This is a genomic window from Pseudomonas sp. P4_C1 (assembly GCF_056402155.1).
Genome location: NZ_JBFUHY010000066.1, coordinates 1 through 17625 on the forward strand (window position 1 = coordinate 1; position 17625 = coordinate 17625).

Annotated in this window: 12 protein-coding genes and 1 pseudogene; 9 read left to right on the plus strand and 4 right to left on the minus strand. The window is 61.5% G+C overall.

Annotation, left to right across the window (positions count from 1 at the left end; all coding sequences use genetic code 11):
* The 6 genes and pseudogenes from AC1DU9_RS23785 to AC1DU9_RS23810 all read left to right on the plus strand — a co-directional run.
* Positions 1-287: pseudogene (locus tag AC1DU9_RS23785) on the plus strand (amino acid ABC transporter permease); the annotation flags it as partial.
* The gene (locus AC1DU9_RS23790) at positions 280-1002 is read left to right on the plus strand and encodes an amino acid ABC transporter ATP-binding protein (protein WP_047530195.1); all 723 of its coding nucleotides are present in this window, start codon (positions 280-282) and stop codon (positions 1000-1002) included. The pseudogene AC1DU9_RS23785 and the gene AC1DU9_RS23790, both read left to right, overlap by 8 nt.
* A gap of 115 nt (positions 1003-1117) precedes the next feature.
* Positions 1118-2146 carry a trans-3-hydroxy-L-proline dehydratase gene (locus AC1DU9_RS23795; RefSeq protein ID WP_008018645.1) on the plus strand — a complete coding sequence of 343 codons (1029 nt, stop codon included), beginning with the start codon at positions 1118-1120 and terminating at the stop codon, positions 2144-2146.
* A 126-nt stretch (positions 2147-2272) separates the two neighbouring features.
* Positions 2273-3190, plus strand: a complete 918-nt coding sequence (locus AC1DU9_RS23800) for a dihydrodipicolinate synthase family protein (protein WP_007997732.1) — start codon at positions 2273-2275, stop codon at positions 3188-3190.
* 72 nt (positions 3191-3262) lie between these two features.
* Positions 3263-4657, plus strand: a complete 1395-nt coding sequence (gene abaF, locus AC1DU9_RS23805) for a fosfomycin efflux MFS transporter AbaF (RefSeq protein WP_223458081.1) — start codon at positions 3263-3265, stop codon at positions 4655-4657.
* A gap of 56 nt (positions 4658-4713) precedes the next feature.
* Entirely contained in the window at positions 4714-6294 is a 1581-nt protein-coding gene (locus tag AC1DU9_RS23810) for an aldehyde dehydrogenase (NADP(+)) (RefSeq protein ID WP_477810870.1), read from the plus strand.
* Positions 6295-6529: 235 nt separating this feature from the next.
* Here the strand turns inward: AC1DU9_RS23810 and AC1DU9_RS23815 are convergent, their stop codons facing one another.
* Complete coding sequence (locus AC1DU9_RS23815) at positions 6530-7537, minus strand: Ldh family oxidoreductase (RefSeq protein WP_223458085.1); 1008 nt, start codon at positions 7535-7537, stop codon at positions 6530-6532.
* Between the two features lie 376 nt (positions 7538-7913).
* Here AC1DU9_RS23815 and mexE point away from each other — a divergent pair, with 376 nt between their 5' ends.
* Genes mexE through AC1DU9_RS23830 form a run of 3 tightly spaced genes read left to right on the plus strand, consistent with a single transcriptional unit; the run spans position 7914 to position 13780 of the window.
* The gene (gene mexE, locus AC1DU9_RS23820) at positions 7914-9167 is read left to right on the plus strand and encodes a multidrug efflux RND transporter periplasmic adaptor subunit MexE (RefSeq protein ID WP_218427956.1); all 1254 of its coding nucleotides are present in this window, start codon (positions 7914-7916) and stop codon (positions 9165-9167) included.
* Positions 9168-9179: 12 nt separating this feature from the next.
* Positions 9180-12359 (plus strand): efflux RND transporter permease subunit, encoded by a 3180-nt coding sequence (locus tag AC1DU9_RS23825; RefSeq protein WP_477810871.1) that lies wholly within the window; start codon positions 9180-9182, stop codon positions 12357-12359.
* Positions 12359-13780, plus strand: a complete 1422-nt coding sequence (locus tag AC1DU9_RS23830; RefSeq protein ID WP_457265920.1) for an efflux transporter outer membrane subunit — start codon at positions 12359-12361, stop codon at positions 13778-13780. The genes AC1DU9_RS23825 and AC1DU9_RS23830 overlap by 1 nt, the downstream gene beginning before the upstream one ends.
* Positions 13781-14150: 370 nt before the next feature.
* Here the strand turns inward: AC1DU9_RS23830 and AC1DU9_RS23835 are convergent, their stop codons facing one another.
* From AC1DU9_RS23835 to AC1DU9_RS23845, 3 genes are read right to left on the minus strand one after another with little or no spacing between them, the layout of a single operon-like run.
* Positions 14151-15116, minus strand: coding sequence for an HlyD family secretion protein (locus AC1DU9_RS23835; RefSeq protein ID WP_457265995.1), 966 nt, complete (start codon positions 15114-15116; stop codon positions 14151-14153).
* 4 nt (positions 15117-15120) lie between these two features.
* Positions 15121-15321, minus strand: a complete 201-nt coding sequence (locus tag AC1DU9_RS23840; RefSeq protein ID WP_108217534.1) for a DUF1656 domain-containing protein — start codon at positions 15319-15321, stop codon at positions 15121-15123.
* On the minus strand, positions 15311-17446 hold the full coding sequence (locus AC1DU9_RS23845) for an FUSC family protein (protein WP_223458095.1): 2136 nt from the start codon (positions 17444-17446) through the stop codon (positions 15311-15313). Before AC1DU9_RS23845 ends, AC1DU9_RS23840 begins: the two co-directional genes overlap by 11 nt.
* Positions 17447-17625: the final 179 nt, after the last annotated feature.

Sequence of the window (17625 nt, forward strand, 5' to 3'; positions counted from 1 at the left end):
CGTTAGGGCTGAGCTTCTTGCAGGACTTGCGCTGGATCGTCCTGCCGATGGCCACCCGAGTAGCGTTCCCCGGCTGGCTGAACCTGGTGCTCGGTGTAATGAAAGACACCGCGCTGGTGATGTGGATCGGCATCGTCGAACTGCTGCGCGCCTCGCAAACCATCGTCACCCGCATCCAGGAACCGTTGCTGGTGCTGTGCATCGCGGGCCTTATCTACTACGTCATGAGCCTGGTGGTCGCACGCCTGGGCGCTCGTCTGGAAAGAAGGTGGCAAGAAAATGATTGAGATCGACAACGTACATAAATCCTTCGGCAACCTCGAAGTGGTCAAGGGCGTCAACCTGACGGTGAACAAGGGCGAAGTGGTGTCGATCATCGGCGGCTCCGGCTCCGGCAAATCGACCTTGCTGATGTGCATCAACGGCCTGGAACCGATCCAGAAAGGCAACATCCGCGTTGACGGCGTCGAGGTCCATCACAGCGCCACCGACCTCAATCGCCTGCGGCAGAAAATCGGCATTGTGTTCCAGCAATGGAATGCCTTCCCGCACCTGACGGTGCTGGAAAACGTCATGCTCGCGCCGCGCAAGGTGCTGGGAAAAAGCAAGGCTGAAGCTGAGGAGCTGGCGGTCAAGCAACTGACCCACGTCGGTCTGGGCGACAAGCTCAAGACTTTCCCTGGCAAGCTGTCCGGTGGGCAGCAACAACGCATGGCCATCGCCCGCGCACTGGCCATGTCGCCGGACTACATGCTGTTTGACGAAGCCACCTCGGCCCTCGACCCGCAGTTGGTCGGTGAAGTGCTGGACACCATGCGCATGCTCGCCGAAGACGGCATGACCATGGTGTTGGTGACCCACGAAATCCGCTTTGCCCGGGACGTGTCCGACCGTGTGGCGTTCTTCCGCAATGGCCTGGTGCATGAGATTGGTTCGCCGGATCAGGTGATTGGCAATCCGGTGCATGCGGAAACAGCGGCGTTTCTCAAATCGGTGAAATAACTAACGGCCCAATCGCGAGCAGGCTCACTCCTACAGGGTTAGCGGTGCATATCGAAGAGTGTAGGAGCGAGCCTGCTCGCGATGAGGCCCGCACAGACAAAACAAGGATCAAACCATGCGTTCATCAAAAGTCATTCATGTAGTCAGCTGCCACGCCGAAGGCGAAGTCGGCGACGTGATCGTCGGCGGTGTCGCCCCGCCGCCCGGCGCCACCGTGTGGGAACAGTCGCGCTGGATCGCCCGGGACGAAACCCTGCGCAACTTCGTCCTCAACGAACCCCGCGGCGGCGTGTTCCGTCACGTCAACCTGCTGGTCCCGGCCAAGGACCCACGGGCGCAGATGGCCTGGATCATCATGGAACCGGCGGACACCCCGCCGATGTCCGGCTCCAATTCGTTGTGCGTCGCCACCGTATTGCTCGACAGCGGCATCCTGCCCATGACCGAGCCGCAAACCCGCCTGGTGCTGGAAGCGCCCGGCGGCCTGATCGAAGCCGTGGCCGACTGCCGGGATGGCAAGGTGCAACGGGTGGAAGTGAAAAACGTGCCGTCCTTCGCTGATCGACTGGATGCGTGGATTGAAGTCGAAGGCATCGGCTCGCTGAAGGTTGACACCGCTTATGGTGGCGACAGTTTTGTGATTGCCGATGCCAAAGGCCTGGGTTTCTCCATCCGCCCGGATGAAGCGGCCGATCTGGTGGCGGTCGGGCTGAAAATCACTCGAGCGGCCAACGAACAACTGGGCTTCGTGCATCCGCTGAATCCCGAGTGGTCACACATTTCCTTCTGCCAGATCGCCGCGCCCATCGTCCATGAGAACGGCATCGCCACCGGCGCCAATGCGGTAGTGATTCAACCGGGCAAGATCGACCGCTCCCCCACCGGCACTGGTTGCTCGGCGCGCATGGCGGTGTTGCAGGCCAAAGGCTTGATGCAGGTTGGCGAGCGCTTTGTCGGCCGTTCGATTATCGGCTCCGAGTTCCACTGCCGCATTGATTCGTTGACCGAAGTCGCCGGCCGCGCCGCGATTTACCCGTGCATTTCCGGCCGGGCGTGGATCACCGGCACCCATCAATTGCTGCTCGACCCAAGCGATCCGTGGCCACAAGGCTATCGCCTGTCCGACACTTGGCCCGGCGCTTGATCACGCAACCCCTGAACCCCCAGACCAACGGCCAGTAAAAACCCCTGAAAACCAAAAAAAGCACTAGCCGAGCATTGTCATTTTTTATATCGTATACGAAATACAATAAACGAACCGGAGGCAACAATGAGCAAGCGCATTAACTGGAGTGGCGTCTTCCCAGCGGTGACCACTCAATTCAACGATGACTTCTCCATCAACCTGGAAAAAACCCATCAGGTGATTTCCAACGTGATCCGCGACGGCGTGTCGGGCCTGGTGGTCTGCGGCTCGGTGGGTGAAAACACCTCGCTGACCGCCGAAGAGAAAATCGCCGTGACCGAGGTCGCTGTCGATGCCGCCCGTGGTCGCGTACCAGTGATTTGCGGCGTGGCCGAGTTCACCAGCATACAAGCGGCCAAGGTCGCCAATGCCGTACGCCGGGTCGGCGTCGATGGCGTGATGCTGATGCCGGCGCTGGTCTACGGTTCCAAGCCGTTCGAGACCGCCGAGCATTACCGCTACGTCGCGAAAAACGCCGACGTGCCGCTGATGGTCTACAACAACCCGCCTATCTATAAGAACGACGTCACCCCGGACATCCTGATTTCCCTGGCCGACTGCGACAACGTGGTGTGCTTCAAGGATTCTTCCGGCGACACCCGTCGTTTCATCGACGTGCGCAACGAAGTCGGTGACCGTTTCGTGCTGTTCGCCGGTCTCGACGACGTGGTGCTGGAAAGCATTGCCGTGGGTGCCGAAGGTTGGGTCTCGGGCATGTCCAACGTGTTCCCCAAAGAAGGCGAAACCATCTTCCGTCTGGCCAAGGCCGGTCGTTTCGCCGAAGCCATGCCGATCTACGAATGGCTGATGCCGATCCTGCACCTCGATGCCCGCGCCGACCTGGTGCAATGCATCAAGCTGTGCGAAGCCATCGCCGGTCGCGGCAGCGCCTTGACCCGTCCGCCACGCCTGGCCCTTCCGGAAGCGGATCGCGTGTTCGTCGAGCAGATCATGGCCAAGGCCTTGGCCAACCGCCCGGAACTGCCGGACGTCGGTCTCTGAGTGATTGCCGGGCGGGTCTATGCGGACCCGGCCCGGCTGCCCGTTTTTTGCGCCTCAACAAGGAACGTCAGCATGTCCAATCCTCAACACACGCAAAGCGCAACCACACCCTCGGGACTCAAACGCGTAGTGGCTGCCGCCATGGCTGGCACCGTCGCCGAATGGTATGAGTTCTTTCTCTACGGCACCGCCTCGGCATTAGTTTTCGGCAAGCTGTTCTTCCGCCAGACCGACAGCCCCATCGACGGCATCATCGCCGCCTTCGCCTTGTACGCGGTCGGCTTTCTCGCCCGGCCGTTGGGCGGTTTGGTATTCGGTCACTACGGTGACAAATTCGGCCGCAAACGCCTGCTGCAACTGAGCCTGGTAGTGGTCGGCATCACCACCTTCCTGATGGGTTGCCTGCCTGGCTTCGAGCAGATCGGTTACGCAGCGCCGGTGCTACTGGTGCTGTTGCGGTTGATCCAGGGTTTCGCTTTCGGTGGCGAATGGGGCGGCGCGATTCTGCTGGTGTCCGAACACTGCCCGGACAATCGTCGGGGCTTCTGGGCCAGTTGGCCGCAAGCCGGGGTGCCGGCCGGCAACCTGGTGGCCACGGTCGCCCTGCTGCTGTTGTCGTCGAACCTGTCAGAGCAACAGTTCCTTGCCTGGGGCTGGCGCGTGGCGTTCTGGTTCTCGGCGGTAGTCGTGTTGATCGGTTACTGGATTCGCACCAGCGTCGATGACGCGCCGATCTTCAAGGAAGCCCAGGCCCGTCAGGCACAGACCAAACAGCAACAGCTCGGTGTGGTGCAAGTGCTGCGTCATCACTGGCGTTCGGTGCTGGTGGGAATCGGCGCACGCTTTGCCGAGAACATCCTCTACTACACCGTGGTGACGTTCTCGATTACCTATCTGAAACTGGTGGTGCACAAGGACACTTCGCAAATTCTGCTGCTGATGTTCGGCGCGCACCTGGTGCACTTTTTCCTGATCCCGCTGATGGGCTATCTGTCGGACATCGTCGGGCGCAAGCCGGTGTACCTGACCGGCGCGGTGCTCACAGCGTTCTGGGGTTTTATCGGTTTCCCGATGATGGACACCGGCAACAACTGGCTGATCATGGCCGCCATCACCCTGGGCCTGGCCATCGAGTCGATGACTTATGCGCCTTACTCGGCGCTGATGGCTGAACTGTTCCCGACCCACGTACGCTACACGGCTCTGTCCCTGTGCTACCAGGTGGCGCCGATCTTCGCCGGCTCCCTTGCACCGCTGATCGCCATCACCTTGCTCAACAAGTACCACAGCTCGACTCCGATCGCCTGGTATCTGGTGGGCGCCGCGCTGATTTCCGTGGTGGCTGTCGGCCTGACCCGCGAGACCCGTGGCAAGTCATTGCGCCAGGTGGATGCCGAGTCGGCGGCGCGGGTTGCTGCGCTGGACCCAGCCCCGACCAGCCCACGCCGGGCCGATTCTCTGGCCTGAGTAAATCCCACAGAGGTTTTGTGTTGCTACCCCATTTTTCGACAGGAGCTTTTTTGATGTCTGAGATCCTTGGCCACAACTACATCGGCGGTACACGCAGCGCCGTCGGCGGCATCATCCTGAACAGCCATGACGCCAGCACCGGCGAAGCACTGCCCTACTCTTTCGTGCAAGCCACCGCGCAAGAAGTCGACGCGGCCGCCCAGGCCGCTGCGGCCGCCTATCCAGCCTTTCGTAATTTGCCGGCGACGCGCCGGGCGCAATTCCTTGAAGCCATCGCCGCGCAACTGGATGCCCTGGATGACGAGTTCGTTGCCCTGGTGACCCGTGAGACCGCCCTGCCCAGCGCCCGGATTCAGGGCGAGCGCGGCCGCACCAGCGGCCAGATGCGTCTGTTCGCTGAAGTCCTGCGTCGGGGCGATTTCTACAGCGCGCGCATCGACCGTGCCCTGCCGGAGCGTCAGCCGCTGCCACGGGTTGACCTGCGCCAGTACCGGATCGGCGTCGGCCCGGTGGCAGTGTTCGGCGCCAGCAATTTTCCGTTGGCCTTTTCGACGGCTGGCGGCGATACCGCAGCGGCCCTGGCCGCCGGTTGCCCGGTGGTGTTCAAGGCCCACAGCGGGCACATGGCAACCGCCGAATGCGTGGCCGATGCGATCCTGCGCGCCGCCGAGCAGACCGACATGCCCAAGGGTGTGTTCAACATGATCTACGGCGCGGGTGTCGGTGAAGCGCTGGTCAAGCACCCGGCGATTCAGGCCGTCGGTTTCACCGGCTCGCTCAAAGGTGGCCGTGCCCTTTGCGACATGGCCGCCACACGCCAACAACCCATCCCGGTGTTCGCCGAGATGAGCAGCATCAATCCAGTGTTGGTATTGCCCGAAGCCTTGCGTGCGCGCGGCGAGAAGATCGCCGGTGAACTGGTGGCATCGGTGGTCCAGGGTTGCGGGCAGTTCTGCACCAATCCGGGGTTGGTCATTGGTATTCGCGCCCCTGAATGGACGGCGTTCATTGCGCGACTAAGCCACCTGATGGCCGCACAACCGGCGCAAACCATGCTCAATGCCGGCACCCTCGGCAGCTATGAAAAAGGGCTGCGGGCCTTGCTCGAGCATCCGGGCGTGACGCACCTGGCGGGCCGCGACCAGCAGGGCAATCAGGCGCGGCCGCAACTGTTCAAGGCCGACGTCAGCCTGCTGCTCAATGGGGATCCGCTGCTACAGGAAGAAGTGTTCGGGCCGACCACCATTGTCGTTGAAGTGGCGGACAAGGTTGAGCTGCGCCAGGCGTTGAACAGCTTGCACGGGCAACTGACTGCGACATTGATTGGCGAAGCATCGGATCTTCAGACCCATGCGGACCTGCTGATACTGCTGGAACAAAAAGTCGGCCGGGTACTGTTCAACGGTTACCCCACCGGGGTCGAAGTCTGCGATGCCATGGTCCATGGCGGGCCTTACCCTGCAACCTCCGACGCCCGTGGCACGTCAGTCGGCAGCCTGGCCATCGAACGCTTCCTGCGTCCGGTGTGCTACCAGAACTGCCCGGACGCCTTGCTACCCGACGCCTTGAAAAACGCCAACCCGCTGGGGATTGCACGGCTGGTGGATGGCAGCAGCCAACGCGACTCAATCTAGAGAACCACACAAAGAACTGTAGGAGCGAACCTGTTCGCGATAGCGGTGTGTCAGGCGATGCGGATGCTGGATGTACCGGCCCCTTCGCGGGCAAGCCCGCTCCCACAGGTTCAGTGGCTGTATGCAAAATCTGCGAACTACTCAAATTACTGTGGGAGCGAGCCTGCTCGCGATGGCGGTGACGAGTGGCATGGTGAAGATAGTTGCTCCCACAGGATTGAGCACTTTGATTCAATCAGGCGAGCAAGGCCTTGAGGTCGTTGTACAGCGCCTCGGGAATTTGCACGCCTTCCACCAGGCTGCGTACCCGCGCCGCGTAACGTCGTTGCGACGGCAAGCGTGCGCCCTGCCCCTCAATGCCCTGGAACAACGTTTCGGCCCGGGCCAAATGTTCTTCAGTGGCGTCCCCCAGAAAGCGCCGAGGGTCCAGGGCGATGATCAACTCGCCATGGTACGGCGACGACTTGCTGCCCCCGTCGTAAGCCAACGACTCGGCACTGGTCAGGTCACCGATCAGCGGCCCGGCAATCAACTCCACCATCGCCGCCAGCGCCGAACCCTTGTGCCCGCCGAACGTCAGCATCGCGCCGCTGTCGAGCACCACGTTGGCGTCGGTGCTCGGCTGGCCTTGGGCGTCGACGCCCCAACCTTCGGGAATCGCCTTGCCGGCACGCCGGTGCAGTTCGATATCACCACGGGCAATCGCGCTGGTGGCGAAGTCGAACACAAACGGATCTTGTCCCGCACGCGGCCAACCGAAGGCAATGGGATTGGTGCCGAACACCGGCAGTCGTCCTCCAGCCGGCGCCACCCAGGCGTGGCTCGGATTACACGCCAGTGCCACCAGACCGGTAGCAGTCAGTTGCTCGATCTCCACCCACAGCGCCGAGAAATGTACACAGCGGTTGATTGCCAACGCCGCAATGCCGTTGGCCCGGGTTTTCTGCGCCAGCAACGGCAACCCCGCCTGAAACGCCAACTGCGAAAACCCACCGCCAGCATCCACCCGCACGATCGACGGCGCCTGGTCGATCACCTGTGGCTCGGCATCGGCTGACACCTTGCCGGCCCGCAGGGAATTGACACACCCCAGAATCCGGTACAAACCGTGGGAGGCACAGCCATCACGTTCGCCAACAAGCACCGTCGCCGCCACCGCTTGTGCATGGGCCAGATTAAAACCGTTGTGCAACAAGATCGATTCGGCCAACTCACGGGCTTCGATCAGGGTCAGTCGGATCATGGTCATCTCCTTGGACAGACCGGTCAGAGTGGTCTATCCGAGGCGTTATGGCTTGACGGGTTTGGGCATTGGCGGTGACGAAATTGGCACAGCGCAGGCCGTTGGACCCCGTTAAACCAATGGCTGATGAGATCCAGTGTGGGAGCGAGCCTGCTCGCGAAGGCCACACCTCTGTTTCAAGACTGATTAATGCTTTTTCGGCAACACAGAATTGCCATCGACCTGATTGATAGACCTCTGCGTAAGGCGCAGGCTAGAGAGCTGATTTGGCCTCTCATATCATTCCGAATGATAGTTACCTTCGCCCCATTCGATTCGTGAGATACAAGCCCGCCGCGCATCATTCGCCAATCTCAACACATTGGCGGATGCATCCATGGAACAGTCATTCAAACATTTGCGCTTCCCGTTGGCTTTGTTGGCCGTAGTGGTGATCAGCGCTTGCGGCAAGGCCCCGGAGACCGCCGCCAGCATGCCAGCGGCCAAGGTCAGCGTGGCCAAGGTGCTGGAACAACCGGTCAACGAGTGGGACGAATTCACCGGGCGCCTCGAAGCGCCGGAAACCGTGGAGATCCGTCCGCGGGTCTCCGGCCAGATCGATGAAGTGGCGTTCACAGAAGGCGCCCTGGTCAAGAAAGGCGACCTGCTGTTCCAGATCGACCCGCGTCCGTTCCAGGCTGAGGTCCGCCGCCTCGAAGCCCTGGTTGCACAATCGCGCGCCAATGCTACCCGCAGCGAAAACGAAGCCCAGCGCGGTGAACGCCTGCGCACCAGCAACGCCATTTCCGCCGAACTGGCCGATTCGCGTACCAGCGCCGCCCAGGAAGCCCGCGCCGCCGTCGGTGCCCTGCAAGCGCAACTGGACCTGGCCAAGCTGAACCTGAGCTTCACCCGCGTCACCGCCCCCATCAGCGGCCGCGTCAGCCGTGCGGAAATCACCGCGGGCAACCTGGTGACCGCCGACACCACCCCGCTGACCAGCGTGGTCTCCACCGACAAGGTGTACGCCTACTTCGATGCAGACGAGCGTGTGTTCCTCAAGTACACCGAGCTCGCTCGCCAGGGCAAACGCGGCGCCACCACCCCGGTTTACATGGGCCTGTCCAACGAGGACGGCAACCCGCACCAGGGCGTGATGAACTTCGTCGACAACCAGGTCAACCCGAAAACCGGCACCATCCGTGGTCGCGCCGTGTTCGACAACAGCGATGGCAGCTACACCCCGGGCCTGTATGCACGCCTGAAACTGGTGGGCAGCGGTACCTACAGTGCCATGCTGATCAACGACGAAGCGGTCGGCACCGACTTGGGCAAGAAGTTCGTGCTGGTGATGGATGCCGACAACAAGACCGCCTACCGCGCGGTGGAGCTGGGTCCGAAGATCGAAGGTCTGCGCATCGTGCGCAACGGCCTGAACAAGGACGACACGATTATCGTCAAGGGCCTGCAACGGGTGCGTCCTGGTTCACCGGTCACCCCTGAAGTGATTCCGATGGCCAGCGAACAAACCCTCGCGGCACTCGCACAACAACGTCAAGCGCTGGAAGCCAGCAACCTGCCCCAAGTCGCGCCTGCCAGGGTTGCGCCGGGCACGGCTGTGAAACTGGCTGCCACGACCCCACGCGGTTAAGGGATTTTTACGATGAATTTTTCCCAATTCTTCATTTCGCGGCCGATCTTCGCAGCGGTGCTGTCGCTGCTGATCCTGATCGCCGGTGCGATCTCGCTGTTCCAGCTGCCGATCAGCGAATACCCGGAAGTGGTGCCGCCGACCGTGGTGGTTCGCGCCAACTTCCCGGGGGCCAACCCCAAGGTCATCGGTGAAACCGTGGCCGCGCCGCTGGAGCAAGCCATCACCGGTGTCGAGAACATGCTGTACATGTCCTCGCAGTCGACCGCTGACGGCAAAATCACCCTGACCATCACCTTCGCCCTGGGTACTGACCTGGACAACGCCCAGGTGCAGGTGCAGAACCGCGTGACCCGGACCGAGCCAAAACTTCCCGAGGAAGTGACGCGCATCGGTATCACCGTGGACAAGGCGTCGCCCGACCTGACCATGGTTGTGCACTTGACCTCGCCGGACAAACGCTACGACATGCTCTATCTGTCCAACTACGCGATCCTGAACATCAAGGATGAACTGGCGCGGCTGGGCGGCGTCGGTGACGTGCAACTGTTCGGCATGGGCGACTACTCGCTGCGCGTCTGGCTCGATCCGAACAAGACCGCTTCGCGCAACCTGACCGCTACCGACGTTGTGACGGCCATCCGCGAACAGAACCGTCAAGTGGCTGCCGGTGCCTTGGGCGCGCCCCCTGCCCCGAATGCCCAAAGCTTCCAGTTGTCGGTCAATACTCAGGGTCGTCTGGTCAATGAGGAAGAGTTCGAGAACATCGTCATTCGCTCTGGCGACAACGGTGAAATCACTCGCCTCAAGGACATCGCCCGCGTCGAACTGGGCTCCAGCCAGTACGCCCTGCGTTCGCTGCTGAACAACCAGCCGGCGGTGGCGATCCCGATCTTCCAGCGCCCTGGCTCCAACGCCATCGAAATCTCCAACGAAGTGCGGGCCAAGATGGCCGAGCTGAAGAAGGGCTTCCCCGAAGGCATGGACTTCAGCATCGTCTATGACCCGACGATCTTCGTGCGCGGCTCCATCGAAGCGGTGGTTCACACCCTCTTCGAAGCGCTGATCCTCGTGGTGCTGGTGGTGATCCTGTTCCTGCAAACCTGGCGCGCCTCGATCATTCCGTTGGTGGCCGTGCCGGTTTCGCTGATCGGTACCTTTGCCGTGATGCATCTGTTCGGCTTCTCGCTCAACGCCTTGTCGCTGTTCGGCCTGGTACTGGCGATCGGTATCGTGGTGGACGATGCGATCGTGGTGGTGGAGAACGTCGAACGTAACATCGAACTCGGATTGACCCCGGTCGAAGCCACCAAACGCGCCATGCGTGAAGTGACCGGCCCGATCATTGCCACGGCACTGGTGCTGTGTGCGGTGTTCGTTCCGGCGGCGTTCATCTCCGGTCTGACGGGCCAGTTCTACAAGCAGTTCGCCCTGACCATTGCAATTTCCACGGTGATCTCGGCCTTCAACTCGCTGACCCTGTCGCCGGCGCTGGCCGCCGTGTTGCTCAAAGGCCACGACGCACCGAAAGACCGGTTCTCCAAGGTGCTGGACAAGATTTTCGGTGGTTGGTTGTTCCGTCCGTTCAACCGTTTCTTCGAGAAAGCCAGCCATGGTTATGTCGGCACCGTTGCCCGCGTGATCCGCTCCAGTGGCATCGCCCTGCTGCTGTACGCCGGCCTGATGGTCCTGACCTTCTTCGGTTTCTCCAGCACCCCGACCGGTTTCGTCCCCGGCCAGGACAAGCAATATCTGGTGGCCTTCGCGCAATTGCCGGATGCATCCAGCCTGGACCGTACCGAAGACGTGATCAAACGCATGTCCGAGCTGGCGCTGAAACAGCCTGGCGTGGAAAGTGCGGTGGCCTTCCCTGGCCTGTCGATCAACGGTTTCACCAACAGCCCGAACGCCGGCATCGTGTTCGTGACCCTGAAACCGTTCGACGAGCGTAAAGACCCGAGCATGTCCGCCGGAGCAATTGCCGGGGCCTTGAACGGCCAGTACGCGAACATCCAGGAAGCCTACATGGCGATCTTCCCGCCGCCGCCGGTACAAGGCCTGGGCACCATCGGTGGTTTCCGCCTGCAAATCGAAGACCGGGGCAACCTGGGCTACGAAGAGCTGTACAAGGAAACCATGAACATCATCGCCAAGAGCCACAACGTGCCGGAACTGGCCGGCCTGTTCACCAGCTATACGGTGAACGTGCCGCAGGTCGATGCTGCCATCGACCGGGAAAAAGCCAAGACCCACGGCGTGGCCGTCAGCGACATCTTCGACACCCTGCAGATTTACCTGGGTTCGCTGTATGCCAACGACTTCAACCGCTTCGGGCGCACCTATCAGGTCAACGTTCAGGCCGAACAACAGTTCCGCCTCGAGTCGGACCAGATCGGTCAGCTGAAAGTGCGCAACAACAAAGGCGAGATGATCCCGCTGGCGACCTTCATCAAGGTCAGCGACACCTCGGGYCCGGATCGCGTGATGCACTACAACGGCTTCATCACCGCCGAAATCAACGGTGCGGCAGCCCCCGGCTACAGCTCCGGCCAAGCGGAAAAAGCCATCGAGAAACTGCTCAAGGAAGAACTGCCCAACGGCATGACTTACGAGTGGACCGACCTGACTTACCAGCAGATCTTGTCCGGCAACACCGCGCTGTTCGTGTTCCCGCTCTGCGTACTGCTGGCGTTCCTGGTGCTGGCAGCTCAGTACGAAAGCTGGAGCCTGCCACTGGCGGTGATCCTGATCGTACCGATGACCCTGCTGTCGGCCATTACCGGTGTGATCGCCTCTGGCGGTGACAACAACATCTTTACCCAGATCGGTTTGATCGTATTGGTGGGGCTTGCCTGTAAGAACGCGATCCTGATCGTCGAGTTCGCCAAGGACAAACAGCTGGAAGGCCTCAACCCGCTGGCTGCGGTCCTGGAGGCTTGCCGCCTGCGTCTGCGGCCGATCCTGATGACCTCCTTCGCGTTCATCATGGGTGTCGTGCCTCTGGTGTTCTCCAGCGGTGCCGGTGCCGAGATGCGTCATGCCATGGGTGTAGCTGTGTTCTCCGGGATGCTTGGGGTGACCTTCTTCGGACTGTTGTTGACGCCGGTGTTCTACGTACTGATTCGTAACTTTGTCGAGCGTGGCCAAGCGCGCAAAGCCGCCAAGGCCGCCCTGAAGCTGGAGTCGCACTGATGAGTTTGAAAGCCTTCCTGCCGAGCCTGCTGGTACTGGCCCTGAGTGCCTGTGCCGTGGGCCCGGACTACAAGACGCCAACCACCGAGGCGGCCAACATCACGGCCGCCACCGATGGCGCCGCCGGCCAGAAGAATTTTGACCGTTCCCGTTTCGAAGGCATCTGGTGGCAACAGTTCGAAGACCCGACCCTCAACCAGTTGGTGACGCAATCCCTGCAAGGCAACCGCGATTTACGCGTCGCTTTCGCCCGCTGGAAAGCCGCACGGGCGATCCGCGATGACGTCAGCAACGACGCCATGCCGACCATCACCAGCCGCGTCAGCAGTGATTTGGGCAAAGGCCAGATTCCCGGCCAGACCACCGACCGGGTCAACAGCGAACGCTACGACCTGGGCCTGGACATGGCGTGGGAGGTCGATCTGTTCGGCCGCATCCAGCGCAACCTGGAGTCGGCCAACGCCGAACAGCAGGCGTTCGAGGCCGATCTGTACCAACTGCAAGTCACCATGATTGCCGAACTGGTGGATTCCTACGGTCAACTGCGCGGTGCGCAACTGCGGGAGAAAATCGCCCTGGCCAACCTGGAGAACCAGCAGGAGTCGCGCAAGATCACCGTCAGCCTGCGGGATGCCGGCGTCGGCGATCAGCTTGATGTGGAACGGGCCGATGCGCGACTGGCGTCGGTCGAAGCCAGCGTGCCGCAATTGCAGGCCGAACAGATTCGGCAGAAAAACCGTATCGCCACCCTGCTGGGTGAACGTCCGGACAAGCTGACCGTGGACCTGAGCCCGAAAGACCTGCCGGCGATTGCCAAGGCCCTGCCGATCGGTGATCCGGGGGAACTGCTGCAACGCCGTCCGGACATTCGCAGTGCCGAACGCCAACTGGCCTCGGCCACGGCGCGTATCGGCGTGGCCAAGGCCGATCTGTTCCCGCGGGTCAGCCTCAGCGGCTTCCTCGGTTTTACCGCCGGGCGCGGTTCGCAGATCGGCTCCTCGGCGGCCAACGCCTGGGCGCTCGGCCCGAGCATCACCTGGGCGGCGTTTGACCTGGGCAGTGTGAAGGCCCGTTTGCGCGGTGCCGACGCCGATGCCGAAGGCGCCCTGGCGACCTATGAGCAGCAAGTGTTGCTGGCCCTGGAAGAATCGGAAAACGCTTTCAGCGACTACGGCAAACGCCAGCAGCGTCTGATTTCGCTGATTCGTCAGAGTGAGTCCAGCCGTTCCGCAGCCGATCTCGCCGAGATCCGCTACCGCGAAGGCACGGCCGATTTCCTTGTGCTGCTCGACGCCCAACGGGAACGCCTGGCCGCCGAAGACACCCAGGCCCAGGCTGAAGTCGATCTGTATCGCGGCATCGTCGCGATCTACAAGGCCCTTGGCGGTGGCTGGCAGCCGGAGACGGTCGCCAGCAACTGACCCGATGTTTTGAAATGCTCCTTTGGTTGGCCGCAGCCAACCCGTTCCTTAGCCCTGCGTCTCATTCGGTCGCGGGGCTTTTTTTTGTCTATCAAAAACAACACATTCCCCCTGTGGGAGCGGGCTTGCCCTAATGCCAGTCAGTTAAGCCCCGGACATTGTGGGAGCGAGCTTGCTCGCGATAGCGGACCGTCAGGCACCCCTTGTGTGACTGACTAACCGTCATCGCGAGCAAGCTCGCTCCCACAAGGTTTGCAGTGTTCAAACGCTTAACTGATCGGCATTAGGGCTTGCCCGCGATAGCGATGTGTCAGTCGACATCATCTTCGAATGTGAGTCCGTCATCGCGAGCAAGCTCGCTCCCACAGGGTTAGCGGTGATCTCCAGGTTTTTGGGTTTCCTGGACGGTCACAGTAGCAGTAGTCCCCGCCCTCAGTTTGTCTTTACCGGCATAGCCGGCATCGATCTCGATCCGCACCGGCACCCGTTGCGCCAGTTTGATCCAGGTGTAACTGGGGTTGATATTCGCCAGCAAGCGGCCACCGGGCAGGTTTTCCCGGTCGGCAATGGCGAAGGCAATGCTCTGCACTTTGCCGCCGAACGTTTCGCCACTCATCAATTCGATCTTGACCCGGTCGCCCTCCCCGATCCGCGGCAACTTGGTTTCTTCAAAGTAACCGCTGACATAGAACGAATCGCTGTCCACCAACGCCAGCAATGGACCGCCGGCCGAGGCGTAGTCGCCCTCGCGGGTCAGCAGGTTGGTGACATAGCCGGTCACCGGGGAAACGACGTGGGTACGCTGCAAATCGAGTTCAGACTGGGTCAATGCCGCGATGGCCAGTTGCACGTTGGCCTGGGCCAGCACCAGATTGGCCTGATTACGCAGCAAGTCGGCCTGGGCCACCGACACATCGGTGTTGGCTTTTTCCCACTCTTCGCCGGAAATCGCCGAACGATCCTTGAGCGTGCGCCGCCGTTGCTCTTCGCTCTGACGTTGTTTGAGCAACGCTTCGCTGGCGGTAATGGTCGCCTGGGCCTGCCCGAGCGAGGCTTTCGCCACCTCTACGGCACGTTTGGCATGCTCCACCGCCAGGGTGTAACGCGCCGGATCGATCTCCAGCAGCGCCTGGCCTTTATTCACATGCTGGTTGTCCTGCACGGTCAGGCTGACGATTCGCCCCGAAACGTCGGCGGATAAGGTCACCACATCGGCACGCACCCGGGCATCCCGGGTCCAGGGGGCGCGGGTGTAATGCTCCCACGCGAACCAGCCCAGGATAACGGCCAGCAGTACCACCGCCAGCGTCGTGAGTCGGGAAAGGATGTTCTTCAAGGCATCAGGCTCCCATCACCAGGATCAACGTGGCGCAGACGCAGACGTATAGCGCGCCTTCGAACAACGCTTCGTGCCAGACAAACTGCAGCACACCGAGGCGCCGCAACGTCCAGTCCAGCAGCAGGAAAATCGGCACGCCCAGCAGCAGCGCCTGAGCAATCGGGGGCAGGTAGGCACCACCCACTTCCAGATCAATGGGCAAGGACAGGGTCTCCTTCAAGGCCTGCGGGTTGAAAGTAGCCGCGATAGCGCTCGACGAACGACACCACGATCAACAGCGCCACACGCATACGGAACACCGACCACAAGTGCTCATGAACATCGGTATGCAGGGCATCCAGTTCGTCGCCCAGGGTGTGGAGGCTATCGAGCACCTGCGCCACTTCGACCCCGGGTCGACCGGCGACCAGCCTCCCAGTTTCCCGCACTGTCGAAAACAGGCGACTTTGCAGATCCGGACTCAGCAGAGCGTTGTTTTGCCCCTGCTGCCTGAGCTGATTCAAGGCGATACCCAGTGCCATGCAGGCCAGGCTGACCTGGAACCGCTCACGCGATTGTGGCTCCCGGGTCGCCGGCAGCAGCCCCAGCATCATGGTCAGGCGATCGACCATACGGCTCTCGAATGCAAACTGCTGCTCATCGGTCGCCGAGGTTTTCAGCAAGGCGTACACCTGTTCGCAGCTCTCTTTATGGAGCCGGCGCATGCGCAAATCCGGCATGAACGGAAAGATCAACGCATACACACTCAACGCCAGCACGGTCGCGCAGGTATAAGCCCCGGCAAACTCGAACCACTGGCTCGCGGTGTTCTGGCCAATCCCCACGTTCAACGGGCCGAGCAACAGAAAAGTCGTGAGCCCCAGGCCAATGCCGGTACCTGTAGTGGCGGGACTGGCCAGACCCACCGCAACGGCGTAGAGCAAGGGCGCCAGCAACAAGGCAAGCATCTCGAAATTGCTGATCATCGGCACAAACATGAACTGAAGCAGTGCCGAGGCCAACAGCGCCAGCCCGAACCCCCGCGCATAGCTTTGAACGGCCAGCAGCGGCCGGGGAAACGTCGACATCAGCGAACACAGGATGCCCACCAGCACCATCCCGCCTCGCGCACCGTCCCAGCCGGTTTCGATCCAGATAAGGCCGGCGATCAACAGCGCGGAAAAGGCCCGGACGGCATTCATGGTTGCCAGGGTGAAGTCCAGGTGCAGCGGGTTTTCCCGCCCGCGAAACATGCTGCTGGCGGGTCGCCCGCTCTGGATGGCATCACTCAACTCCAGAATCTGCTCAAGCTGCTGCAGCAGGCGTGCCTGCTCCCAGCGCAATGACCAGGCCAGCGAGCGCAAGGTGGCCGGCAGCGGCTCGCTCAATTGTTCGGCCCTGTAGGCCAGCTCATCAAAGCGTTGTTGCAGCGACGTGAGATGATGGCGCTTTTCACTGGACAGCGAACGCCCTTCCCGCGCCAGTTCATCGAGAAAGGCCAGTTCTTCGGCGCGCAGCCGTTGAATTTCTTCAGGTAGCTCGCCTTCCCAGCGCTCGGTCAACAACAGCCGCTGGTGGCGCAAGGCGGTCAGCCGCGCGGTCAACAACACCAATTGATTGCCCAACAGTTGCACCAGTCCGTTGGCACTGCGCAATCGCGGCGCATCGTAATACATGTGCCGGCGCACGCCCTCCAGGCCGCTGATCTGCCCCAACAGCTGCATTTGTCGCTGCTGGAAATCCGCTTCGCTCTCTTCGGTGCGGATGACGGCGCTGGCATGGGTGGCCAGCAACCGGGTGATTTGATCGATCCTGGCGAAGTAGTCCCGTGCCACAGCTTCCGGCCGGGCGGTGAGCAGGCTGACCACGCACACACAGGCAACCGCCAGCAAGGTTTCGGTGAGGCGGGTCACCGCCAGCAAAAAGGTACCGTCCTGATCGGGAATCGCCAGCAATGCAATGACCACGGCGGTGTAGCCACTAAGCACGAATGCTCCGGAGCTGGTGTAGCGCAACAGTGTGCCACCAGCGGTGCACAGCGCCAGCCACAGGGCCAGGGTGGTGATGAACGGCAGCGGTGCCTGCGCAAATATCGCCATGATTGCCACCGCTACGACCGCCCCCATGGTGGTACCGATGACTTGGCCAAAACTGCGCGCCAGCACCATGCCGCCCAGTGGCTGGCTGATGATGACCACGGCCATGATCGACCACTTGGGTTGGTCCAGATCGAACAAAAACGCCAGATACAGTGTCAACAAACCGGCCGCGATGGTTCGCAGGGCAAACAGCAACACCCCGGGCCCGGGGTTGAGCATGGCCTTGAAGTACTGCAACAACGCTTGCATGGGAACACTCGTGGTGACACCTCCAGCAAGCGTAGTCACTGCTGCGGGGCCTCGACAGGTTTTACTGTCGACACCGTTTGCAAGCCCATTGAATCGTCAGTGAACGTCGTCAAGGTTTGACTCAAAGCCTGGCCTGACCGAAGCTGGCGACCTTTGCAAAAGCTCGCCAGCTTCCGGAT